The 23,335-nt window shown below is 59.5% G+C and carries 20 protein-coding genes; 12 read left to right on the top strand and 8 right to left on the bottom strand.

The window, feature by feature from the left end:
* The first annotated feature begins 31 nt into the window (after positions 1-31).
* From mnmC to ACP7E4_RS04150, 8 genes are all read left to right on the top strand, one after another.
* Positions 32-2,008, top strand: coding sequence for a bifunctional tRNA (5-methylaminomethyl-2-thiouridine)(34)-methyltransferase MnmD/FAD-dependent 5-carboxymethylaminomethyl-2-thiouridine(34) oxidoreductase MnmC (gene mnmC, locus ACP7E4_RS04185; RefSeq protein ID WP_426111616.1), 1,977 nt, complete (start codon positions 32-34; stop codon positions 2,006-2,008).
* A 276-nt stretch (positions 2,009-2,284) separates the two neighbouring features.
* Positions 2,285-2,953 (top strand): ABC transporter ATP-binding protein, encoded by a 669-nt coding sequence (locus ACP7E4_RS04180; RefSeq protein ID WP_426111618.1) that lies wholly within the window; start codon positions 2,285-2,287, stop codon positions 2,951-2,953.
* Between the two features lies 1 nt (position 2,954).
* The gene (locus tag ACP7E4_RS04175) at positions 2,955-5,435 is read left to right on the top strand and encodes an ABC transporter permease (protein WP_426111620.1); all 2,481 of its coding nucleotides are present in this window, start codon (positions 2,955-2,957) and stop codon (positions 5,433-5,435) included.
* On the top strand, positions 5,425-6,519 hold the full coding sequence (locus ACP7E4_RS04170) for a lipocalin-like domain-containing protein (RefSeq protein ID WP_426111622.1): 1,095 nt from the start codon (positions 5,425-5,427) through the stop codon (positions 6,517-6,519). Before ACP7E4_RS04175 ends, ACP7E4_RS04170 begins: the two co-directional genes overlap by 11 nt.
* Before the next feature lie 351 nt (positions 6,520-6,870).
* Complete coding sequence (locus tag ACP7E4_RS04165) at positions 6,871-8,643, top strand: N-acetylglutaminylglutamine amidotransferase (protein ID WP_426111624.1); 1,773 nt, start codon at positions 6,871-6,873, stop codon at positions 8,641-8,643.
* 4 nt (positions 8,644-8,647) lie between these two features.
* Positions 8,648-10,396, top strand: a complete 1,749-nt coding sequence (gene ngg, locus ACP7E4_RS04160; protein WP_426111626.1) for an N-acetylglutaminylglutamine synthetase — start codon at positions 8,648-8,650, stop codon at positions 10,394-10,396.
* A gap of 96 nt (positions 10,397-10,492) precedes the next feature.
* Positions 10,493-11,695, top strand: coding sequence for an osmoprotectant NAGGN system M42 family peptidase (locus tag ACP7E4_RS04155; RefSeq protein WP_065831328.1), 1,203 nt, complete (start codon positions 10,493-10,495; stop codon positions 11,693-11,695).
* Between the two features lie 191 nt (positions 11,696-11,886).
* Positions 11,887-12,114: a YheU family protein gene (locus ACP7E4_RS04150; RefSeq protein ID WP_426111628.1), complete on the top strand. Its 228-nt coding sequence runs from the start codon at positions 11,887-11,889 to the stop codon at positions 12,112-12,114.
* A 12-nt stretch (positions 12,115-12,126) separates the two neighbouring features.
* Here ACP7E4_RS04150 and csrA read toward each other — a convergent pair whose 3' ends face one another.
* From csrA to ACP7E4_RS04130, 4 genes are all read right to left on the bottom strand, one after another.
* The gene (gene csrA / locus ACP7E4_RS04145) at positions 12,127-12,333 is read right to left on the bottom strand and encodes a carbon storage regulator CsrA (protein ID WP_426111630.1); all 207 of its coding nucleotides are present in this window, start codon (positions 12,331-12,333) and stop codon (positions 12,127-12,129) included.
* A 132-nt stretch (positions 12,334-12,465) separates the two neighbouring features.
* Entirely contained in the window at positions 12,466-12,798 is a 333-nt protein-coding gene (locus ACP7E4_RS04140; RefSeq protein WP_426111632.1) for a YnfA family protein, read from the bottom strand.
* Between the two features lie 150 nt (positions 12,799-12,948).
* Positions 12,949-13,758, bottom strand: coding sequence for an SDR family oxidoreductase (locus ACP7E4_RS04135; protein ID WP_426111634.1), 810 nt, complete (start codon positions 13,756-13,758; stop codon positions 12,949-12,951).
* A gap of 105 nt (positions 13,759-13,863) precedes the next feature.
* On the bottom strand, positions 13,864-14,241 hold the full coding sequence (locus ACP7E4_RS04130) for a DUF2784 domain-containing protein (RefSeq protein WP_426111636.1): 378 nt from the start codon (positions 14,239-14,241) through the stop codon (positions 13,864-13,866).
* 233 nt (positions 14,242-14,474) lie between these two features.
* Here ACP7E4_RS04130 and ACP7E4_RS04125 point away from each other — a divergent pair, with 233 nt between their 5' ends.
* On the top strand, positions 14,475-14,633 hold the full coding sequence (locus ACP7E4_RS04125) for a DUF3309 family protein (RefSeq protein ID WP_020290439.1): 159 nt from the start codon (positions 14,475-14,477) through the stop codon (positions 14,631-14,633).
* A 281-nt stretch (positions 14,634-14,914) separates the two neighbouring features.
* Here ACP7E4_RS04125 and ACP7E4_RS04120 read toward each other — a convergent pair whose 3' ends face one another.
* The 3 genes from ACP7E4_RS04120 to ACP7E4_RS04110 all read right to left on the bottom strand — a co-directional run bounded on the left by ACP7E4_RS04120 (position 14,915) and on the right by ACP7E4_RS04110 (position 18,007).
* On the bottom strand, positions 14,915-16,573 hold the full coding sequence (locus tag ACP7E4_RS04120; protein WP_426111638.1) for a cation acetate symporter: 1,659 nt from the start codon (positions 16,571-16,573) through the stop codon (positions 14,915-14,917).
* Positions 16,570-16,881, bottom strand: coding sequence for a DUF485 domain-containing protein (locus ACP7E4_RS04115; RefSeq protein ID WP_003314526.1), 312 nt, complete (start codon positions 16,879-16,881; stop codon positions 16,570-16,572). The genes ACP7E4_RS04120 and ACP7E4_RS04115 overlap by 4 nt, the downstream gene beginning before the upstream one ends.
* A 277-nt stretch (positions 16,882-17,158) precedes the next feature.
* Positions 17,159-18,007 carry a glycine betaine ABC transporter substrate-binding protein gene (locus ACP7E4_RS04110; RefSeq protein ID WP_426111641.1) on the bottom strand — a complete coding sequence of 283 codons (849 nt, stop codon included), beginning with the start codon at positions 18,005-18,007 and terminating at the stop codon, positions 17,159-17,161.
* A 359-nt stretch (positions 18,008-18,366) separates the two neighbouring features.
* Between ACP7E4_RS04110 and ACP7E4_RS04105 the strand changes: the two genes are divergently transcribed.
* Complete coding sequence (locus tag ACP7E4_RS04105; protein WP_426111643.1) at positions 18,367-19,986, top strand: glycosyl hydrolase family 17 protein; 1,620 nt, start codon at positions 18,367-18,369, stop codon at positions 19,984-19,986.
* 620 nt (positions 19,987-20,606) lie between these two features.
* Here the strand turns inward: ACP7E4_RS04105 and ACP7E4_RS04100 are convergent.
* Complete coding sequence (locus ACP7E4_RS04100) at positions 20,607-20,978, bottom strand: hypothetical protein (protein WP_426111645.1); 372 nt, start codon at positions 20,976-20,978, stop codon at positions 20,607-20,609.
* 237 nt (positions 20,979-21,215) lie between these two features.
* Here ACP7E4_RS04100 and ACP7E4_RS04095 point away from each other — a divergent pair, with 237 nt between their 5' ends.
* The gene (locus ACP7E4_RS04095; RefSeq protein ID WP_065831319.1) at positions 21,216-22,514 is read left to right on the top strand and encodes a serine/threonine protein kinase; all 1,299 of its coding nucleotides are present in this window, start codon (positions 21,216-21,218) and stop codon (positions 22,512-22,514) included.
* Positions 22,507-23,319, top strand: a complete 813-nt coding sequence (locus ACP7E4_RS04090) for an MlaA family lipoprotein (RefSeq protein WP_426111647.1) — start codon at positions 22,507-22,509, stop codon at positions 23,317-23,319. The genes ACP7E4_RS04095 and ACP7E4_RS04090 overlap by 8 nt, the downstream gene beginning before the upstream one ends.
* The last annotated feature ends 16 nt before the right edge of the window (positions 23,320-23,335 follow it).

Raw genomic sequence — 23,335 nt, 5'->3', positions numbered from 1 at the left:
ATGCTGCCCCCCGCGCACAGGCCCGACCGACATGACCGTTACCCGCCACGCCCAGATCGACTGGGATGAACAAGGCAATCCCCACTCACGGGAATTTTGCGATGTGTATTTCTCCACCGAATCCGGCCTGGCGGAGACGCGGCATGTGTTCCTCGTGCAGAACGATCTGCGCAATCGTTTCACTGCGCTGCCCGAACATGGCCGGTGGGTCATTGGCGAAACCGGATTCGGCACAGGCTTGAACTTTCTCTGCGCGTGGCAGTTGTTCGAGGAATGCGCAACGGCCAGCGCCTGCCTGCATTTCGTCAGCGTCGAGAAATTCCCGCTGAGCCTCGCCGACCTGCAACGTTCGCTGGCGCTGTGGCCGGAACTGGCGGCATTCGCCGAGCAGCTGCTCACGCAATACGTGGCGGTGCATGAAGGGTTTCAACGCTTTGTCTTTGACGGCGGGCGCGTGACGCTGACCCTGCTGATCGGTGATGCGCTGGACATGCTGCCGCAGCTGGACGGGCAGATCGATGCATGGTTTCTCGACGGTTTTGCCCCTGCGAAAAACCCGGAAATGTGGACCCCGGAGCTGTTCGCCGAGCTGGCCCGGCTGGCGGCGCCGGACTCGACCATTGGCACCTTCACCAGCACCGGCTGGGTACGTCGCGCCTTGAACGCCGCAGGTTTCAAGATGAAACGCGTGCCCGGCATCGGGCATAAGTGGGAGGTGCTGCGCGGGGTGTTTGTCGGTTGGCCCGAGGAAGCTCCGGCGTTCCCCGCCGCGAAACCCTGGTTCGCCCGGCCCTCGAAATATGCAGGTGAGCGCAAGGCACTGGTGATCGGCGCAGGCATGGCCGGTTGCACGACTGCCGCCAGCCTTGCGGCGCGGGGTTGGCAGGTCACTTTGCTGGAGCGGCATGCCGAGGTGGCCCAGGAAGCGTCGGGCAATCCTCAGGGCGTGCTGTATCTGAAACTCTCGGCGCACGGCACGGCACTTTCGCATTTGATCCTCAGCGGCTTCGGCTACACGCGCCGCGCCATCGAGCGTCTGCAACGCGGCGTCGACTGGGACGGCTGCGGCGTGCTGCAACTGGCGTTCAACGACAAGGAAGCCCAGCGCCAGGCGCAACTGGCCGAGGCGTTCAGCCCCGAGTTGCTGCAGCTTGTGGATAAGTCCGACGCCCAAGCCCGCAGCGGTATCACGCTCACCAGCGGCGGACTGTTTTTTCCGGAAGGCGGCTGGGTTCATCCGCCCGCACTGTGCCGTGCCCACGCTACGCATCCGAACATTGCGTTGCAATTGCATCGCGAGGTCGTCGAATTGCGTCGTGATGGCGATCAATGGCAAGCCTGGGATGGCGCGGTGCTGCTGGACTGTGCACCGGTGGTGATTCTGGCGGGCGCGGCCGATATCAAGCGCTTCCCGGCCAGCGCTGATCTGCCACTCAAACGCATTCGCGGGCAAATCACCCGTTTGTCGCAGACCGAGGCCAGTCAGGCCTTGAGCACGGTGGTTTGCGCCGAAGGCTACGTGGCCCCGCCGCGCTTGGGCGAACACACATTGGGCGCCAGTTTTGATTTCAAGAATGAGGACCTGAGCACCACCGTCGCCGATCACCTGGGCAATCTGCAGTTGTTGCAGGAGATATCCGCCGATCTGGTCGAGCGGCTTGGCGCACACAGCCTGGCGCCGGAAGCCTTGCAAGGCCGCGCGGCCTTTCGCTGTACCAGCCCGGATTACCTGCCCATCGTCGGGCCGCTGGCCGACAAGGACGCGTTTACCCAGCGCTATGCGGCGCTGAGCAAAGACGCACGTCAGGTGCCGGACGCGCCCTGTCCATGGCTGGACGGTTTGTACATCAACAGCGGCCACGGCTCACGAGGCCTGATCACCGCGCCGCTATGCGCCGAACTGCTTGCCGCCTGGCTGACCGACGAACCCCTGCCGCTGCCCCGCAGCGTCGCCGAAGCCTGCCATCCGAACCGCTTCATGTTGCGCGAATTGATTCGGGGCAAGTGAAAGTGCCACAGGTAGGCGGGGTCTTGTCCCCTCTCATCAAACACCCCATAAGCATCTGAGCGATGAGGACGTCGTGGGACCGGATTTATCCGGGAAGAGGTCGGCGCATTCACTGTATTTCGTCGTCAGAAATGCCGCCTTCCCGGATAAATCCGGTCCCACATGTTCGGTATTTGGTGGTCAACAGCGCCGTGCCAACAACACGGCGAAATCTCCAACAGATCTGGCAAAGCCGCTATCCTGCCCCTTCACTCCCGCGCCGGAATAAAGCCCGCCATGCTTGAAGTAACAAACGTCTTCAAGAGCTACGCCACCGCTCAAGGCCCGCTGGCGGTGTTGCGCGGGGTTGATCTGCGTCTGGAAAACGGCAGCAGCCTGGCGTTGATGGGTGAATCCGGCAGCGGAAAAAGTACGTTGCTGCACTTGGTGGCCGGGCTGGATCAGGCCGACAGCGGACAGATTGAAGTCGGCGGCCAGCGCCTTGACCGCATGAACGAAGCGCAACTAGCGAACTGGCGGCGCACGGAAATCGGCCTGGTGTTCCAGCAGTTCAACCTCATCGGCAGCCTGAAAGTCGAGGACAATCTGGCGTTCCAGGCGCGGCTGGCCGGGCGCTATGAGCCCAAGTGGCAGGCGCAGCTGGTGGAACGCCTGGGCCTCGGCGATTTGCTCAAGCGTTATCCCGAACAACTTTCCGGCGGACAGCAGCAGCGCGTGGCAATCGGCCGGGCACTGGCCTCACGTCCCGGCTTGCTGTTGGCCGACGAACCCACCGGCAACCTCGACGAAGCCACCAGCGATGAAGTCCTGCAATTACTGTTGGAGCTGCTGCAAGACAGTCCGACCAGCCTGCTGATGGTCACGCACAGCCCGCGGGTTGCCGAGCGTCTGGCGCAGAAAGTGGTGTTGCATCTGGGTCGTCTGGCGGCCGAGAGCGAGCGCTGAGGTGCGGGTTTTTTACTGGACGCTGCGCGCCCTGCTCAGCCACTGGCGGCGCCATCCGGTGCAGTTTTTCAGCGTGCTGACCGGTTTGTGGCTGGCCACCGCGCTGCTCACCGGCGTGCAGGCCCTGAACAGTCAGGCGCGGCAAAGCTACGCCCAGGCCAGTCAGTTGATTGGCGGCGAGCCACAGACCAGTCTTTCCACTGCCAACGGTGCACCGTTGGCTCAGGATCTGTTCGTCAGCCTGCGTCGTGCAGGCTGGCCGGTATCGCCGGTGGTGCAAGGCCGAATCACCCTGCAAGGCCCGGAAGAACGCCGCGTGCGGGTGATGGGCATCGAGCCGGTTTCCCTGCCCGCAGGTTCGGCGCTGGCCGGGCAAATCCTGGACATGACACAGATCGTCGCCTTCTTCACCCCGCCGGGGCGCACCTGGATAGCGCCGCAAACCCTCCAGGCGCTGGGCCTGCACGAAGGGCAACAACCCTTGACGCTCGACGGACAAGCCTTGCCGCCCCTGCACAGCCAGATCGGCATGGCGCCGGGCGTGCTGTTGATGGACATCGGTTTCGCGCAACCGCTGCTCGGTCTGCCTGGGCAGATTTCGCGACTGCTACTGGACAAAAAGTTCGCCGCTGACAATCCGGTTCTGCCCCCTGAGCTGAACGGCCAACTGCTGCTGAAGAAAAGCGGCGAAGAGAACAATCTGGCGCGCCTGACGGAAAGCTTCCACCTAAACCTTGATGCGCTAGGTTTCCTGTCGTTCGTGGTCGGTCTGTTTATCGTTCACGCCGCCATCGGCCTGGCCCTAGAGCAGCGTCGCGGGCTGCTGCGCAATTTGCGCGCCTGCGGGGTCAGCGCACGTTTGTTGATTGCCGCGCTGGGCGTTGAACTGGGCGTGTTGGCGTTGCTCGGCGGCGTGTTGGGCGTGGCCAGCGGTTATTGGCTGGCGAGCCTGCTGTTGCCGGATGTCGCCGCCAGCCTGCGCGGGCTGTACGGCGCGGAAGTGGCTGGCCAACTGACGCTGAGCCCGTGGTGGTGGCTGAGCGGTCTGGGCCTGAGTGTGCTGGGCGCGTTGCTGGCCGGGGCCAACAGTTTGCTGCGTGCCGCGCGCATGCCGTTGCTGGCCCTGGCCAACCCGCAAGCCTGGCATCAGGCCCATGGCCGCTGGTTGCGTCGTCAAGCCTGGGTTGCCAGCAGCGCCGCCGTTATCGCCTTGGCTGCATTGATATCGGGTGACAGCCTCGCCAGCGGTTTTATGCTCATGGCAGCGCTGTTGCTGGGCGCAGCGCTGGGCTTGCCGGTGTTGCTCAACGCCTTGCTCAACGTGCTGTTGGGCCGCAGTCGATCCGTATTGGGCCAATGGTTTCTTGCCGATTGTCGCCAACAATTGCCAGCCCTGAGCCTGGCGCTGATGGCCCTGCTGCTGGCGTTGGCAGCCAATATCGGCGCGGGCAGCATGACGTCCGGCTTCCGCGCAACCTTCGGCAACTGGCTCGAACAACGCCTGACCGCCGAGCTATACGTGACGCCGCAAGAAGCCGCGCAAGCGCCACAACTGCAAACCTGGCTGGAGCAGCAACCCAGCGTCACGGCCGTCTTGCCCAACTGGCAGGTGTCGATTCAATTGCAGGGTTGGCCCGCCGACTTGTTTGGCGTGATCGACCATCCGACCTATCGGCAACACTGGCCGCTGCTCGACGCGGCAGCCGGTGATCCCTGGGAGCAACTGGCCCGGCAGGACACGGTCATGGTCAGCGAGCAACTGGCGCGACGCCTGAAACTGGGTCTCGACGACACCATCGGCATTGCGACACCTGATGGCATGTGGTCGCCGCGCATCGTCGGCATTTACGCCGACTACGGCAATCCCAAAGGCCATCTGCTGGTGAACTCGCAACGCTTTCTCAGTCACTGGCCGCAATTGGCGCCGACCCGTTTCAATCTGCGCATCGATCCAGCCGCCGTGCCGCCACTGGTGCGTGCCCTGCAGGATCGCTTCAAACTGGACGACAATCACATCATCGACCAGAGCCAGCTCAAGGGCTGGTCGACGCAAGTCTTCGAACGCACCTTCGCCGCGACCGCAGCGCTGAACAGTCTGACCCTGGCCGTGGCAGGCATCGCGTTGTTCATCAGCCTGTTGACCCAGAGTCAAAGCCGCCTCGGCCAACTCTCGCCGCTGTGGGCGCTGGGTGTAACGCGGCGGCAATTGATGCTGCTCAATCTGGGCCAGACCTGGTTGCTGGCGGTGCTGACCCTTGCGTTCGCCCTGCCGCTGGGCTTGCTGCTGGCCTGGTGCCTGGATGCGGTGATCAACGTGCAGGCCTTTGGCTGGCGGCTGCCGTTGCAGATTTTCCCGGCACAACTCGCGCAACTGGCGGCGCTGGCGCTATTGGCCACCCTGCTCGCGTCGGCATGGCCGCTGTTCAAGCTGTACCGCACGCGCCCCGCCGACTTGCTGAGGACCTTCGCCAATGAGACGTAACTGGCTGGTTCTGGTCCTGAGCACCTTGTTGGTCGCCGCCTGCGACAAGCCGACCGCGCCGGAAGAAGGCTTCGCCGGGCTGGCGGACAAGGCTGAACAGTTTGCCCAGGTGACAGCGGGGCGGCATTTCGTATTCCCGGCTGATCACGGTCCCCACGATGGATACCGGATTGAATGGTGGTACATCACCGCCAACCTCAAGGACGACCAGGGCCAGCGCTTTGGCGTGCAATGGACACTGTTCCGCAACGCCCTGCGCGCAGGTCAAACCGGCACCGGCTGGAACGACGGCACGATCTGGATGGGCCACGCGGCGCTCACTTCCGCGACGCAACATTTCGCCGCCGAGCGTTACGCCCGGGGCGGCGTTGAGCAGGCCGGGGTGAACACCGCACCGTTTGCGGCCTGGATCGATGACTGGGCATTGCGCAGCACGTCGTCCGGGCCAGACGCAAAAACAGACGCGGATCCGCTGGCGGTCATGCAACTGACCGCCAAAGATCCACGCTTTGCCTATCGATTGACGCTCAAAGCGCAAAAGCCGCTGGTGCTGCAGGGCGAACAGGGCTTCAGTCAGAAATCCGAGCAAGGCCAGGCCTCGTATTACTACAGCCAGCCGTTTTTCCAGACCGACGGTGAATTGCAAATCGACGGCAAGACTTATCACGTCAGCGGCCCGGCGTGGCTGGACCGCGAATGGAGCAGCCAGCCACTGACCGCCAATCAGACCGGCTGGGACTGGTTCTCGGTGCACCTGGACGACGGCGCTGCACTGATGCTTTACCGCATGCGCCAGAAGAACGGCGAGCCTTACCTCACCGGAACCTGGATCGCGGCGGACGGCAGCACGCAGTTGTTGCATGCGCAGGACATCAGCCTGACGCCGCTGGATACCACGCAAGTCGCCGGACACAGCCTGCCGACCCGTTGGTCAGTGAAAATCCCCGGCAAAGGCCTGGAAATCACGACCACCGCGCTCAACCCCAAAGCGTGGATGGATTTGCGCATTCCTTATTGGGAAGGCCCGGTAACGGTCAGCGGCAGCCATCAAGGCGTGGGGTATCTGGAGATGACCGGGTATTAAATAGGCCCATTCGCGGGCAAGCCTCGCCAACGGATCTACGCGACGTTCGCGATAGGACATACAGCCGATGCATTTGCGTCTACTGGAATGCCGTCTTCCCGGATAAATCCGGGCCCACAAAACCAGCGCGATCCAGTGGGACCGGCTTTAGCCGGGAAGGCGTCGGTTCAGACAATACATCTGCGGCGCCTGGCGGTTGCTCAGACATAGAATCTCCAACGGGGCCATAGGCTATTCCCCAATTTCGTCCTTATAACCGATCGATCTAAAACTACCCGGTTTCACATAGGTCAGTTTCTGGGTGGCCGCCTTTTCTGGCCACCTTCCCCAACGGATAACCGGTAAGGACTTATGTGCGGATTAGCAGGTGAATTGCGTTTTGATCATCAACCGGCGGACCTGGCCGCGGTTGAACGAATTACCCATGAGCTGGCGCCTCGCGGCCCGGATGCGTGGGGGTTTCATAGCCAGGGGCCGGTTGCCCTTGGTCATCGTCGACTGAAAATCATGGACCTGTCGGACGGCTCGGCGCAGCCGATGATCGACAGCCATCTGGGTTTGTCCCTGGCCTTCAACGGCGCGATTTATAACTTTCCGGAATTGAGGACCGAGCTGGAAGGCTTGGGTTATCAGTTCCATTCCGGCGGCGACACGGAAGTGCTGCTCAAGGGTTATCACGCCTGGGGCGTGGACATGCTACCCAAGCTCAACGGCATGTTCGCCTTCGCTATCTGGGAGCGCGACAAGCAAGAACTGTTCATCGCTCGCGACCGCCTGGGCGTCAAGCCGCTGTACCTGTCGCGCACCGACAAACGCCTGCGCTTCGCCTCGACGCTGCCAGCGCTGCTCAAGGGCGGCGACATCAGCGGCATGCTCGACCCGGTGGCGCTTAATCATTACCTGAACTTCCATGCCGTTGTGCCAGCACCGCGCACACTGCTGGCCGGCGTTGAAAAACTGCCGCCAGCCAGCTGGATGCGTATCGACGCAACGGGCAAGACCGAGCAGAAAGTCTGGTGGCGCCTGCCTTACGGGCCGCATGCCGACGAAGCCAACCTGACGCTGGAAGACTGGCGCGACCGGGTTCTGGACAGCACGCGCGAAGCCGTGGCGATTCGTCAGCGGGCGGCGGTGGATGTCGGTGTGCTGCTTTCCGGTGGTGTCGACTCAAGCATGCTGGTCGGACTGCTGCGCGAAGTGGGTGTCGAGGATCTTTCGACCTTCTCCATCGGCTTTCAGGATGCGGGCGGCGAGCGTGGTGACGAGTTTCAGTATTCGGACTTGATCGCCAGGCACTACGGCACCAACCATCATCAATTGCGAATTCAGGAAAGCGAGATCATCGAGCAACTGCCTGCGGCGTTCCGCGCCATGAGCGAGCCGATGGTCAGCCACGACTGCATTGCGTTTTATCTCTTGTCCCGGGAAGTCGCCAAACATTGCAAAGTGGTGCAGAGCGGCCAGGGTGCTGACGAGTTGTTCGCCGGTTATCACTGGTACCCGCAAGTGGACGGCGCCAGCGATCCGGTCGCGGCCTATCGCGATGCCTTCGTTGATCGCAGCTACGACGAGTACAAGGCCACCGTGCAGCCGCAATGGCTGACTGCCAATGACGCCGCCGGTGACTTCGTGCGCGAGCATTTCGCCCAGCCAGGCGCTGATGCCGCAGTGGACAAAGCCCTGCGCCTGGACAGCACGGTGATGCTGATCGACGACCCGGTCAAACGCGTGGACAACATGACCATGGCCTGGGGCCTGGAAGCGCGGACGCCGTTTCTGGATTACCGCCTGGTCGAACTGTCGGCACGCATTCCCGGCAAGTTCAAGCTGCCGGACGGCGGCAAGCAGGTCTTGAAAGAAGCCGCACGCATGGTCATTCCTGCCGAGGTCATCGACCGCAAGAAGGGCTACTTCCCGGTGCCGGGCCTCAAGCATCTGCAGGGCGACACGCTGAATTGGGTGCGCGAGTTGCTGCTCGACCCGAGCCAGGATCGCGGGCTGTTTAACCCGGCCATGATCGACAAATTGCTGACCGACCCTCAAGGCCAGTTGACCCCGCTGCGCGGCTCGAAACTCTGGCAGTTGGCGGCGCTGAACCTGTGGCTCAGCGAACAAGGACTTTGATCTGATGAAACAGAATTCGACGGCTTACAGCCAACGCCTGTTGCGCGGCCAATCGCCCTCGTATGAACGTCTGCAAGCACGCCTGGCCGAAGATGGCAGCGCAATCGATGCGCAACCGCTGGCGCTGCATTGCGGCTGGGGTCGGCTGTTGATTGGTCACACCTATCCGGACCCGGCGAGCCTGGCCAACGAGCTGCTCAATGAAAAGCCCGGCGAGCGTGACATCGCGCTCTACGTCGCCGCGCCGCAGCAAGTGCTGGCGCAGTCGCCGCAACAATTGTTCCTTGATCCATCCGACACGTTGCGCCTGTGGTTCAGCGATTATCGTCCGGCGCAGCGGGTGTTTCGCGGTTTCCGCATTCGTCGAGCGCAGAACAGCAACGATTGGCAGGCGATCAACAATCTGTATCTGGCGCGCGGCATGTTGCCGATCGACCCTGAACTGCTGACCCCGCGTCATCAGGGCGGCCCGGTGTACTGGATTGCCGAGGATGAAAGCAGCAACGCGGTGATCGGCAGCGTCATGGGCCTGAATCATCAAAAGGCTTTCAATGATCCTGAAAAAGGCAGCAGCCTGTGGTGTCTGGCCGTTGATCCACAGTGCACGCGGCCCGGTGTTGGCGAAGTGCTGGTGCGGCATCTTATCGAGCATTTCATGAGTCGCGGTCTGAGTTATCTGGACTTGTCGGTGCTGCATGACAACGAACAGGCCAAGGCGCTGTACGCCAAACTGGGCTTTCGCAACCTGCCGACCTTTGCCATCAAGCGCAAGAATGGCATCAACGAGTCGTTGTTCCTCGGCCCCGGTCCGTTGGGAGATTTCAATCCTTATGCGCGGATCATCGTCGAAGAAGCGCATCGCCGCGGGATTGAAGTTCAGGTCGATGATGCTGAAGCCGGCCTGTTTACCCTGGCCTACGGCGGCCGGCGGATTCGTTGTCGGGAATCCCTCAGCGACCTGACCAGCGCCGTAAGCATGACGCTGTGCCAGGACAAGAGCATGACGAATCGGGCGTTGAAAGCTGCCGGGCTCAACCTGCCCGCCCAGCAACGCGCGGGTGAAACCGCAGCGAATCTGGCGTTCCTCAAAGAACACGGGCAGATCGTCGTCAAGCCACTGGATGGCGAACAAGGCCAGGGCGTCGCCGTTAATCTGCGCACCCCGGAAGAAATGCAGGAGGCCATCGAGCGTGCTCGCCAGTTCGACTCGCGGGTGATTCTGGAAAGCTTCCACGAAGGCCTTGATCTGCGCATCGTGGTGATTGGTTTCGAAGTGGTGGCGGCGGCAATTCGTCGTCCGGCAGAAGTGGTTGGCGATGGCCGACACACGATTGGCCAGTTGATCGACGCGCAAAGTCGCCGCCGCGCGGCTGCAACCGGAGGCGAAAGCAAGATTCCACTGGATGAGGAAACCGAACGCACGGTGCGCGACGCGGGTTTTAGCTATGACAGCGTGCTGCCCATGGACCAACGCCTGGCCGTACGCCGCACTGCCAATCTGCACACCGGCGGCTGCCTCGAAGACGTCACCGGGATTCTGCATCCGGTGCTCAACGACGCGGCGATCCGCGCGGCGCGTGCGCTCGACATCCCGGTGGTCGGCCTGGACCTGATGGTCCCTGCTGCCGATCAACCCGAATACGTATTCATCGAGGCCAACGAACGTGTTGGCCTGGCCAACCATGAACCGCAACCCACGGCAGAACGCTTCGTCGATCTGCTGTTCCCGCACAGTTTGCCTGTTCACAGCTGAGAGCAGCTGCAAGCATCCAGCGTCAAGCTGCAAGCAGACCTGCTCTGCCTTGCAGCTTGCGGCTTACCGCTTTCAACTGCTCCGAAGGAGCCATCCATGACCACTGCAAGAAAAATCCCCGAACCGGATCTGAATTACCTGCAGAAAGTCCTGTTGGAAATGCTCGCGATCCCAAGCCCCACCGGTTTCACCGACACCATCGTGCGCTACGTCGCCGAGCGTCTTGAAGAACTGGGCATCCCGTTCGAACTGACCCGGCGCGGGACCATTCGCGCCACCTTGAAAGGCAAGCAAAACAGCCCGGACCGCGCGGTTTCTGCGCACCTGGACACCATCGGCGCCGCCGTGCGCGAAGTGAAAGACAACGGACGCTTGTCGCTGGCGCCGATTGGCTGCTGGTCGAGCCGTTTTGCCGAAGGCAGTCGGGTCAGCGTGTTTACCGACAACGGCGTGATCCGTGGCAGCGTGCTACCGCTGATGGCGTCCGGGCATGCGTTTAACACTGCGGTGGACGAGATGCCGATCAGTTGGGATCACGTCGAACTGCGCCTCGACGCCTACGCCACGACCAAGGCCGATTGCGAATCCCTGGGCATTGGCATCGGCGATTTCGTGGCCTTTGATCCGCTGCCGGAATTTACCGAAAGCGGGCACATCAGCGCCCGCCATCTGGACGACAAGGCAGGCGTAGCGGCGTTGCTCGCGGCATTGAAAGCCATTGTCGACAGCGGCGCCGAACCGCTGATCGATTGCCATCCGCTGTTCACCATCACCGAAGAAACCGGCACCGGCGCGGCAGGCGTATTGCCATGGGATGTCAGTGAGTTTGTCGGCATTGATATCGCGCCAGTTGCGCCGGGCCAGCATTCCAGCGAGCACGCAGTCAGTGTCGCGATGCAGGATTCGGGCGGTCCTTACGATTACCATTTGTCCCGGCATTTGTTGCGCCTGGGTGCTGAAAACGAACTGCCGGTGCGCCGGGACATGTTCCGCTATTACTTCAGCGACGCCCATTCGGCGGTTACCGCCGGGCATGACATCCGCACCGCCCTGCTGGCCTTCGGCTGCGACGCGACCCACGGCTACGAACGCACGCACATCGACAGCCTCGCCGGTCTGAGCCGGTTGCTCGGCGCATATATGCTCAGCCCGCCGGTCTTCGCCAGCGACGCAAAACCGGCAACGGCGTCGCTTGAAAAATTCAGTCATCAGATCGAACACGACGCGCAGATGGAATCCGACACCCGCGTGCCAGCGGTGGACAGTCTGATTGGGCAGAATCGGGAAGAGGTCGAATAGTCCACGGCCTCTTCGCGAGCAAGCTCGCTCCCACAGGTTCAGCTACCTTGCACGATTTGTGGGAGCAAGCTTGCTTGCGAAGGCGGTATCTCATCCGTAGAAGATACCCCGTCGCGTAGCAAGCACCGGCCGCCGCTCGCTCCGACGACGCTCGTGCACTATCATCGCCGGGAATTGATGCGAGAACTCTCATGCTGATCCCCTACGACCAACTCGAAGCCGACACCCTCACCCGCTTGATCGAAGATTTTGTCAGCCGCGATGGCACTGACAACGGCGACGACACGCCTCTGGAAACCCGTGTCCTGCGCGTAAGGCATGCATTGAACAAAGGCCAGGCGGTGATTTTCTTCGATCTGGAAAGCCAACAGTGCCAGCTGATGCTCAAGCATGAAGTGCCCAAGGAATTCTTTGACTGAAGCGCCGCTGTCTCAAGGACGACCTTCTCCTGCGACTTCCGCGCGCTGCTGCGACAGGCGCTGGGCAATGCGTCGGTATACCTCGGCACGATGAACCTTGATGTGGCTGGGCGCAGTGATACCAAACCGTACCTGATTGCCCTGGATGGCCAGGATTTGTACGGTGATGTCATCGCCGATAGAGAATGTTTCGCCAACTTCCCGCGTCAGTATCAGCATTTTCCTATTCTCTTTTAGTTAAAGAGAATCAGCTTGCATGGGCCTTTTCTGCCCTTCAATGCACAGACGGAAAATCAGTCATGTCCTGCAAGGCCGCCGGAAAAGCTTGAAGGAAACGTCTTACATTCAGGATTATTGAGCCGACCAGCGCGGACCAAACAGAATGATCGTCGCACCGATCACACACAGCGCGGCACCGAGCCAATCGGTGTTCAAGGGCCTGACCCGCTCGATAACACCCAGCCAGGCGATGGACGCAATGATGTAGATCCCGCCATACGCCGCATAGGCGCGCCCGGCATAAGTTGCCTCCACGCGAGTGAGCAAAAGCGCGAACAATGTCAGGCTGATCAGCCCGGGAACAATCCACAGCGCGCTTTTACCCAGGCGCAGCCACATCCAGAAGGCATAGCAGCCGGCAATTTCGAACAAGGCGGCGAGGAAAAACCACAAGTAATTGAGCACGGAGAGTTCTCTACAAAAGTTGCCAGCGAATGGCGGCAACCCTATCAGAAAGCGCTAACTCACCGTAGGAGTGAACTTGTGTGGGAGCGAGCTTGCTCGCGAAGCTGTGCAGCGCACACATCGCCTCGCCAACAAGTTGGCTCCTACAGTCTAGCGGCGACGCATTTTCTCTGACATCGCCGCCATCTCGTCATACAGCAGCTGCGGATTCTTGCACTTGAGCTGCCAGGCCATGCGTCCCTGCTCGTGCGGGAGGATCATGAACTCGCCTTGGGCGACCTGTTCGAAGATGTAGTCGGCGATTTCACTGGCATTGATCGGCGAGCTCTCCAGCAACTTGCCAACCTGAGCTTTCATGGCCGGCGTCGGCCCTCGGAAAGAGTCCAGCAGGTTGGTCTGGAAAAACGACGGGCAAACCACATGCACGCCGATTTCCTGTTGGCGCAATTCAATCAACAGGCTTTCTGACAAGGCCACCACACCGGCCTTGGCGACGTTGTAGTTGCTCATGGCCGGGCCCTGCATCAAGGCGGCCATGGACGCAATGTTGATGATTTTCCCCTTGCTGACTTCGAGCAACGGCAAGAACGCCTTGCAGCCCTTGACCACGCCCATGAGGTTGATCGCGATTTGCCAGTCCCAGTCTTCCAGGGACAGCTCGCTGAAGAAGCCACCGGAAGCAACTCCCGCGTTATTGACGATAATGTCGATGCCGCCGAATTTTTCTTCGCAGGCCTGGGCGAAAGCAGTCAGCTGGCTGTAGTCGCGGACATCGCAGCGCTGCACAAAACTCTCATCACATGCCTCACCGCCCACCTCGCGCACCAGTTTGAGGGTCTCCTGCAAACCCGCATCGTTGACATCGGACAATGCCAGACGCCAGCCTTCACGGGCCCAGCGCAGCGCGATTTCGCGACCCAGGCCAGACCCGGCGCCAGTGATCATGATGCGATTTTGCATAGGGGAACGCCTTGTCTTTGCGAAGAAGATAAGCCGCAGTGTAACCACTGCCAACGCCAATCCGATCCACCATCAAAGCGCTGAATGACTGAGGCAAACCCTGCGTTACGGGGATTTGCGGCGCGACCATCGGCGACTGGCCAGCCAGCTGTAAACCACCAGGTTGCAGAGCACGACAATGCCGCCCAGCCACAGTTGAATCTGCGGCGTCAGGCCTGCGGGATAGATCAGCGGGATCAGGTAATGCTCGATAAAGCCGCCGTCGTAGCCTTCCGTGCCGGCCCGGCTGCGCAACGTGTTCTCCAGCGGGGTCAACGGGCAATAGAAATGAAAAAACTCCACCACCGCGCCCCACACCAACGCCGGAATATGCAGGATCAGCAGCCAGCGCCAACGCAGCACCAGCAGCCCGCCAAATAACACGAACACAATGAACAATAAATGCACCACGACGACGGCGTCGGCTGCCAGGCGAAAAAACATGGAGTAGATCCTGCTGCAGCGCGGTTATAAAAGCGCGATCTTTGAAGACCGGTTAAAGTTCAATAATCCACTGATAAATATAAATATTTTATTATTTTCAGGCTTTCTTGAAACCGACATGGACTTTTTCCGAAACACGATAGTCGGAGTAGTTAAGCAGCACAAACTTTACGCCGGTTTGGCAAAAGCTTGAACTGTTAAAGCCACTCCACGAACACCAGAAGGAACTCGTCATGGGCATCGGCACAATTCTTATCATTATCCTCATCTTGCTGTTGGTTGGTGGTCTGCCGGTATTCCCGCACTCCCGCAGCTGGGGTTACGGGCCGTCGGGCATCATCGGTACTATCCTGGTTATCCTGCTGATCCTGGTATTGCTCGGAAGAATATAACTTCCCGGCTTCAACCAAAAAAACCCCGCCAATCTGGCGGGGTTTTTTATTGGGTTGAATAAGGGTGTATGGATGGCTGCGCTTTCACTCGGCTAACCCGTGGGACCGGATTTATCCGGGAAAGCAATATTCCTTACAACAAATATGTCGTGGATGTACCGGCCTCTTCCCGGATAAATCCGGTCCCACAGGATCCTCGCCAACACGTTGGCTCCTGGAAACAAAAACGCCCCGAATCATTCGGGGCGTTTTGTCTTGCTGGTTACTTCACATCAGACAGATCAGTGCGACACCGCGCCGCTGGCGCCCAGGCCAGTCTGCGAGCGTACGAACTGCGGGTAGAACAAGGCGCGCTCGCCCTCCGCCGCTTTCGATTTGTCGGTGATGGAGAAGAACCAGATACCGACGAAGGCGATGGCGATGGAGAACAGCGCCGGGTATTCGTACGGGAAGATGGCTTTCTCGTGATGCAGGATCGATACCCAGATGGTCGGACCGAGGACCATCAGCACCACGGCGCTGATCAAGCCCATCCAGCCGCCGATCATGGCGCCACGGGTGGTCAGGTTTTTCCAGTACATGGAAAGCAGCAAGACCGGGAAGTTACAGCTCGCCGCGATGGAGAACGCCAGGCCAACCATGAACGCGATGTTCTGGCTTTCGAAGGCGATGCCCAGAAGGATTGCCACGATTGCCAGGGCAATGGTGGTGATCTTCGAAACGCGGATCTCGTCTTTCTCGTTGGCTTTGCCGGCCTTGATCACGCTGGCATACAAGTCGTGGGAAACTGCCGAAGCGCCCGCCAGGGTCAAACCGGCAACCACTGCCAGGATGGTGGCGAAAGCAACTGCCGAGATGAAGCCCAGGAACAGACTGCCACCGACCGCATCGGCCAGGTGAACCGCTGCCATGTTGTTACCACCCAACAGCGCACCCGCTGCGTCCTTGAACGCCGGATTGGTGCTGACCAGCAGGATCGCGCCGAAGCCGATGATGAAGGTCAGGATGTAGAAGTAGCCGATGAAACCGGTGGCGTACAGCACCGACTTACGGGCTTCTTTGGCATCGCTTACGGTGAAGAAGCGCATCAGGATGTGCGGCAGGCCAGCAGTACCGAACATCAGTGCCAGACCCAGGGAGAACGCCGAGATCGGATCTTTCACCAGACCGCCCGGGCTCATGATCGCTTCACCTTTAGGGTGAACCTTGACCGCTTCGGCGAACAGCATGTTGAAGTCGAAGTTGACGTGCTTCATGACCATCAGGGCCATGAACGACGCACCGGACAACAGCATCACGGCCTTGATGATTTGTACCCAGGTGGTTGCGAGCATGCCGCCAAACAGCACATACAGGCACATCAGGATACCGACCAGCACCACCGCAACCGCGTAGTCCAGCCCGAACAGCAGCTGGATCAGCTTGCCGGCGCCAACCATCTGCGCGATCAGGTAGAACGCAACCACCACCAGCGAACCGCAGGCAGACAGGGTACGGATCTCTTTCTGCTTGAGGCGATAGGACGCCACGTCAGCAAACGTGTATTTACCCAGGTTACGCAAGCGTTCGGCGATCAGGAACAGAATGATCGGCCAGCCCACCAGGAAGCCGATCGAGTAGATCAGGCCGTCGTAGCCGGAGGTATACACCAGCGCGGAAATACCCAGGAAAGAAGCGGCGGACATATAGTCACCCGCAATTGCCAGGCCATTCTGGAAGCCGGTGATCTTGCCGCCTGCCGAATAGTAGTCTGCTGCTGTCTTGTTTTTCTTCGATGCCCAATAAGTGATGTACAGGGTAAAGCCGACGAAAATGACGAACATGACGATCGCCGAAACGTTCAGCGGTTGTTTCTGCACAGCGCCGGTCAACGCTTCTGCCGCCCAAAGGGACGGCGCGAAGGCGGCCAGGCCGAATACTGCCAAGAGGCGCCGGATCATTGCTGAGCCTCCTTCAGAATCGCGTTGTTCAGGTCATCGAATTCACCGTTTGCGCGGCGAACATAGATCGCGGTGAGTATGAATGCAGAAAGGATCAAACCGACCCCAATAGGCATTCCCCACGTAATCGTTGATGTCGGGCTTAATTTGGCCCCCAGAATATGGGGTCCATAAGCAATCAAAAGAATAAAGGCCGCATACAGGCCAAGCATGATCGCCGAGAGAATCCAGGCGAAGCGCTCTCTTTTTGATACCAGCTCCTTGAAACGGGGGCTGTTTTGAATCGAGAGGTAAATGCTGTCGTTCATTGTTTTTGTCCTCGCAGCACAGATGAGATGTCACACATTCACTTTAGTCAGGTCTGGCGCGCGCTCCAGACGACCTTAGTATTAGAACGACACTGTAGGACCGGCTACTGTGGGACCGGCTTTGCCCGGGAAGGCTGTATAACGGGCGATATAAATACCGTGAATGTATCGACCCTTTCCCGGCTAAAGCCGGTCCCACGGGATAAATGCGCTCACGCAAAAAAACCGCCCGGTCGTTAAACCGGGCGGCTCTGGATGTTGCGTCAGGCGTGAAGGCTTATTTGCCGGTCCACTCTTTGACACGGTCCGGGTGCTTGGCGACCCATGCTTCAGCGGCGGCTTCAGGCTTGGCGCCATCCTGAATGGCCAGCATCACTTCGCCGATTTCATCCTTGGAAGCCCACTGGAATTTCTTCAGGAACTCGACAACTTCCGGAGCCTTGGCGGCCAGTTCTTTACTGCCGATACTGTCCACGGTTTCTGCGGCACCGTAGACACCCTTCGGATCTTCAAGAAACTTCAACTTCCATTTGGCGAACATCCAGTGCGGCACCCAGCCAGTCACAGCGATGGATTGCTCTTTTGGATAAGCCCGGGTCAGCTCGGCGATCATGCCGGCACCGGAACTGGCCTGCAGTTTGTAGCCATCCAGACCGTAGTCCTTGATAGCCTGATCGGTCTTGATCATGACGCCCGAACCGGCATCAATGCCGACAATCTTTTTCTTGAAGGACTCATCAGTCTTGAGATCTTCGATGCTCTTGGCTTTCACGTACTCAGGTACGATCAGGCCGATCTTGGCGTCCTTGAAGTTGGAACCGTAGTTCACCACGTTGTCTTTGTTCTTGGTCATGTACTCGCCATGAGTGACCGGCAGCCAGGCCGACAGCATCATGTCCAGTTTGCCGGTAGCCACGCCTTGCCACATGATCCCGGCCGCAACGGCTTGCAGTTTTACGTCATAGCCCAGCTTCTGCTTGATCACCACAGCCGCAACGTTAGTCGTGGCGACGCTGTCGGACCAACCGTCGACATAGCCAATGCTCACTTCTTTGGCACTGGCCAGCGTGGAACTGACAGCAAGGGCCAGAGCGGCACTCACGCCCAGGATTTTTCGCATCTTCATCGTTACTTCCCCGGTAGTCCTGCGCCCGACGGCGGTCGGGCATCGTTGACGTTGTTATTAAGGTCGCAGGCCGCGCCCAACTTTGGAGCGCCGCGCACCTTTCACGCTTCAACCACTGTTGCGAACGATGACCAGCACCGTGTCGACGCCTTGATAATCAACCGTGACGATGATGGAACGTGCTCTGTCAGCGACGTCAATGCATCGGGAAACGACATCACGCGGCCATCAACGACATCCATGTCGTAAAACGCGCTTTGATCCGTCCAGAAATTGCATGTCGAAAGTAATGCAGTGAGTCTGCGGCAAAATCACCGCAGTCAGCCGACGTCGCCGCCGCTGACAAACCCAGTGCTAAGATGCGGCCTTCGCCCCATTTCGGCCCGATCATGCCCGCCACTTCCCGCTCATTCCTTGTGCCCTATCTGTTCGCTTGCCTGCTTGGCGTGATCGCCATGTGCAGTTACTGGTACACGATGGGCAAGCCGGTGATTCTCCCGGACGCTGCCACCCCGACCCATAAGCTGCAATGCGCGTCGTACACGCCGTTCGACAAGGATCAGTCGCCATTCGACCAGCCTTTCAAGCTGCGACCCGAGCGCATGGACGCCGACCTGGCCTTGCTCGCCACGCGTTTCGAGTGCATCCGCACTTATTCGATGACTGGCCTGGAAGCGATCCCCGCATTGGCGCGCAAGCACGGCTTGAAGCTGATGCTGGGTGCCTGGATCAACAGCAATGCGCAGGACACAGCCAAGGAGGTCGATGCGCTGATCGCTTCGGCCAATGCCAATCCGGATGTTGTTACATCGGTCATCGTCGGCAACGAAGCCTTGCTGCGCAAGGAAGTCACCGGCGCGCAGCTGGCGAAGTTGATTGGTCAAGTCAAAAGCCAGGTCCGGCAACCGGTGACCTACGCCGACGTCTGGGAGTTCTGGCTGCAGTATCCGGAAGTCGCACCGGCCGTGGACTTCCTGACCATCCACTTGCTGCCTTACTGGGAAGACGACCCCAAAGGCATTGATGACGCATTGGCCCACGTGGCGCAGATCCGGCAGATCTTCGGCAGCAAATTCGCCCCCAAGGACATCGTGATCGGCGAAACCGGCTGGCCCAGCGAAGGCCGCCAGCGGGAAACCGCGCTGCCGAGCCGGGTCAACGAGGCGAAGTTCATCCGTGGCTTTGTCGCCATGGCCGAGCAGAATGGCTGGCACTACAACCTGATTGAAGCCTTCGACCAACCCTGGAAACGCGCCGCCGAAGGTGCGGTGGGCGGTTACTGGGGACTGTTCGACGCTGATAGACAGGAAAAAGGCGTGCTCGCCGGACCGGTTTCCAATCTGGGCTGGTGGCCGTTTTGGCTGAGCGTCAGTGGTGGCATCTTCCTCCTGACTCTGGCGTTTGCCGGACGGGTCGACAATCGCCGCAACGCGCTGATTCTGCCGCTGCTGGCCGCGCTGGGCGCTTGTTGCATCGGCACCTGGGGCGAACTGGCGCGCATCACCAGTCGCTTTTACGGCGAATACCTCTGGGCCGCCTTGCTGGTGGGCTTGAATCTGGTGGTGATGGCCCATGCTGCGCGGGTGCTTTCAGCGGGAGATGGATGGCGCAGCAAAGCGCTGCTGTGGTTCGAAGCGCGGGCCGGCTGGCTGGTGGCAGCGGCGGGTTTCGCGGCGGCGATCATGATGCTGGCGCTGGTGTTTGACCCGCGCTACCGCAGCTTTGCCACACCGACGCTGATTGTGCCCGCACTCTTCTATCTGGCGCGCCCCGTGGCGGTTCCCCGTCGCGAAGTCGCGCTGCTGACGTTTATCGTCGGTGCAGGCATCGCGCCACAACTGTTCCGTGAAGGCCTTGCCAATCAACAAGCGCTCGGCTGGGCGCTGGTCAGCGTCCTGATGACTGCTGCGTTATGGCGCTGCCTGCGGGTGCGCCAGTCGCAAGCCGTTACGGCGCTGCGCACTGCGCCGTCGGTGTAACACGGCCAACGTGAACGGAAACATATTGTGTTACCTCTTCGGGACAGCGAACGCCGCAAGCGGGTAACACGGAAACAAACGGCAAGGATTTTTTGCCTGACCCGCTCTGACACTTCGTCCTAAGCCATTGTTTTTAAAGCATTCGCAAAAGTTGGCACAGGTCCTGCTATATATCTGGCATAACAAGAATAAAAAGTGGCATACCTAATAAAAACAAGACGTAACGGCTCTGACATAACAAAAACAACGGCACAGAGACGCAGCTAACAGATTTTTTTGGAGTGGATCAGCTTTACAGAAGCGCCGTAAGGAACTTCGCAACCGGGCAGAGAACAATAAAACTACCCTCAGGTAGCTCCCGAACTGGTTGGATCAGATGCATCGATCAAAGCGAGTCAGCGCTCAAAAAAATACGTTTGCTCTTGATCCCGCATGGGGATCGCACAAGAACGCAGTAAAGGGACCGGTCGCCAAAAACAAGAACAGGCCACCCTAGAATAATAAAAATAGAGCATGCAAAACGATTTAAAGGGGAGCCTCGGCTCCCCTTGATGCTGTCTGGGGTTTGGGTATTGGTTTTCCAAATCCTACGCAATCGTATTGCGGTTCCAGAAATCTGATCAGGCCGCTTGCCTGGACGCACGAACCAGTCGCAAACCTGCAATCACCACCGCAAATACCCCGATGCTCGCGCTATAAAGCACCAACGCCGCAATCCCCAGCAGCAACCCCAGCACTGCCAGACGCCAACCGGCGACGCCGCGTAAAAAGAACGCCACCAGCGAAACCGCCAGCGCCGACCAGGAAATAATCCCGAAGTGGATCATCCAGCCCAATCCAGAGCGAACCTGGCACTCCCATTGCAAGGCCTCGTTGGCACAGATGCCAACCCATTGCGCATCTTCCATTAACAGGTAACGCACGCCATAGCTGGCGCCGAGCCAGATTGGCAAGGCGATCAGCAGCAGAATCAAGGGCAAACGGCGAGGCATCAAGGACTCCATCCAGGTCAAAACTTTGGCGCGAAATGGCGCCCAGAATAGCCGCCTCGCCTCGCCATGCAAGGGATGCAGGCGAATTTAAAGTACCGTGCTTCGCTATTGATGCAACAGAACGTGTATTGTCTCGAAGATTTTACGAAACTTAGACTGTCAGTGCGGCACTTGGCACTCGATCAGCGGTCATAGCCCGCGTACCTCATCAGCACTTCGTTCCCAAGGGATTTAGTCATGCTCCGTTTTCTGCGCTTTGCTGCCGTCATTGGCGGCCTCTGTTTGAGTGCGTCCGCTATGGCGGTCAATGTCGACCCCGCCACGTATGGCTTCCCTCTGACCAACCCGTTCGAAGCGACCATCGCCACGACACCTCCGGATCTACGCCCGGATCTGCCGGCTGATGAGGATATCGACCAGGACGATTACACCCTCAATCTGCACCCTGAGCGCGAGTTCACCCTGCCGGATAACTTCTGGGCGGTGAAGAAACTGCGTTATCGCCTGGCCAAGCAGGATCACCCGGCACCGCTGATCTTCCTGATCGCGGGCACCGGCGCACCTTATAACAGCACCTTGAACGAGTTTCTGAAGAAGCTTTATTACGGCGCTGGCTACAACGTGGTGCAACTGTCTTCGCCAACCAGCTATGACTTCATGAGCTCGGCTTCGCGTTTCGCAACGCCGGGTGTTTCCAAGGAAGATGCCGAAGATCTGTACCGCGTCATGCAGGGCGTTCGCGCCCAGCAGAGCAAACTGCAAGTTACCGACTACTACCTGACCGGTTACAGCCTGGGCGCACTGGATGCTGCATTCGTTGCCCACCTGGACGAAACCCGTCGCAGCTTCAACTTCAAGAAAGTGCTGCTGATCAATCCGCCGGTGAACCTGTACACGTCGATCACCAACCTCGACAAACTGGTGCAGACCAACGTCAAGGGCATCGACAACAGCACCACGTTCTATGAACTGGTTCTGGAAAAACTGACCCGTTACTTCCGTCAGAAAGGCTATATCGATCTCAACGATGCACTGCTTTACGACTTCCAGCAGTCCAAGCAGCATCTGACCAACGAACAAATGGCCATGTTGATCGGCACTTCGTTCCGTTTCTCTTCGGCTGACATCGCGTTCACTTCCGACCTGATCAACCGTCGTGGCCTGATCACCCCGCCGAAGTTTCCGATCACCGAAGGCACCAGCCTGTCGCCGTTCCTCAAACGCGCGCTGCAATGCGACTTCGATTGCTACCTGACCGAACAAGTTATCCCGATGTGGCGCGCCCGTACCGATGGCGGCAGTTTGCTGCAACTGGTCGATCAAGTGAGCCTGTATGCGCTCAAGGATTACCTGCACACCAGCACCAAGATCTCCGTCATGCACAACGCTGACGACGTGATCCTCGGTGCGGGCGACCTGGGTTTCCTGCGCAAGACTTTCGGTGATCGTCTGACCGTTTACCCTTACGGCGGACATTGCGGCAACCTTAATTACCGCGTCAACAGCGACGCCATGCTGGAGTTTTTCCGTGGCTAAACGTCTTTTACTCATCGCTGCCCTGCTTTGCTCGGGCGCGACCTATGCCGCTGACGCGACCAACAGCAACCTTGCGGCCCACCCCGCCACCGTCGCCCGCGAGGACGATGCAGACGGCTTCACGCATCCGCTGAACGCATTGAAGTTCAATCCGGGCCTGGACCAGCGGGAGTTCGAACGCGCCACGCTCAACGCGCTGGAAGTCTACGATCCGCTGGAGTCGATGAACCGTCGGGTTTACCACTTCAACTATCGCTTTGACGAATGGGTATTCCTGCCGGTAGTCAACGGCTACAAATATGTCACGCCGGGCTTCTTGCGCACTGGCGTCAGCAACTTCTTCGCCAACCTGGGCGACGTGCCTAACTTGCTGAACAGCCTGCTGCAGTTCAAGGGTAAGCGTTCGCTGGACACCACCGGTCGCCTGCTGGTCAACACCACCATCGGCATCGCCGGCCTGTGGGACCCGGCAACCATGATGGGCCTGCCGCGCCAGGCTGAAGACTTCGGTCAGACCCTGGGCTTCTACGGTGTACCTGGCGGCCCATACCTGGTTCTGCCGTTTCTCGGCCCGTCGAACCTGCGTGACACCGGTGGCCTGGTATTCGACTTCGCTGCCGAATCCCAGATCAATTTCCTGAACGTCTCGCAAGTCAGCTCGGACCATCCGGAACTGTACGCCCTGCGAATCGTCGACCGCCGCTACACCACCAGTTTCCGCTACGGCCAGATGAACTCGCCGTTTGAATACGAGAAAGTGCGCTACGTCTACACCGAAGCCCGCAAGTTGCAGATTGCCGAGTAACTGAAAAGCTTCACAA

Source organism: Pseudomonas sp. DSP3-2-3, from assembly GCF_049898225.1.
Lineage (GTDB): Bacteria > Pseudomonadota > Gammaproteobacteria > Pseudomonadales > Pseudomonadaceae > Aquipseudomonas.
Note: the sequence above shows the minus strand (reverse complement) of the source record. Positions and strands in the feature narration are given on the sequence as shown.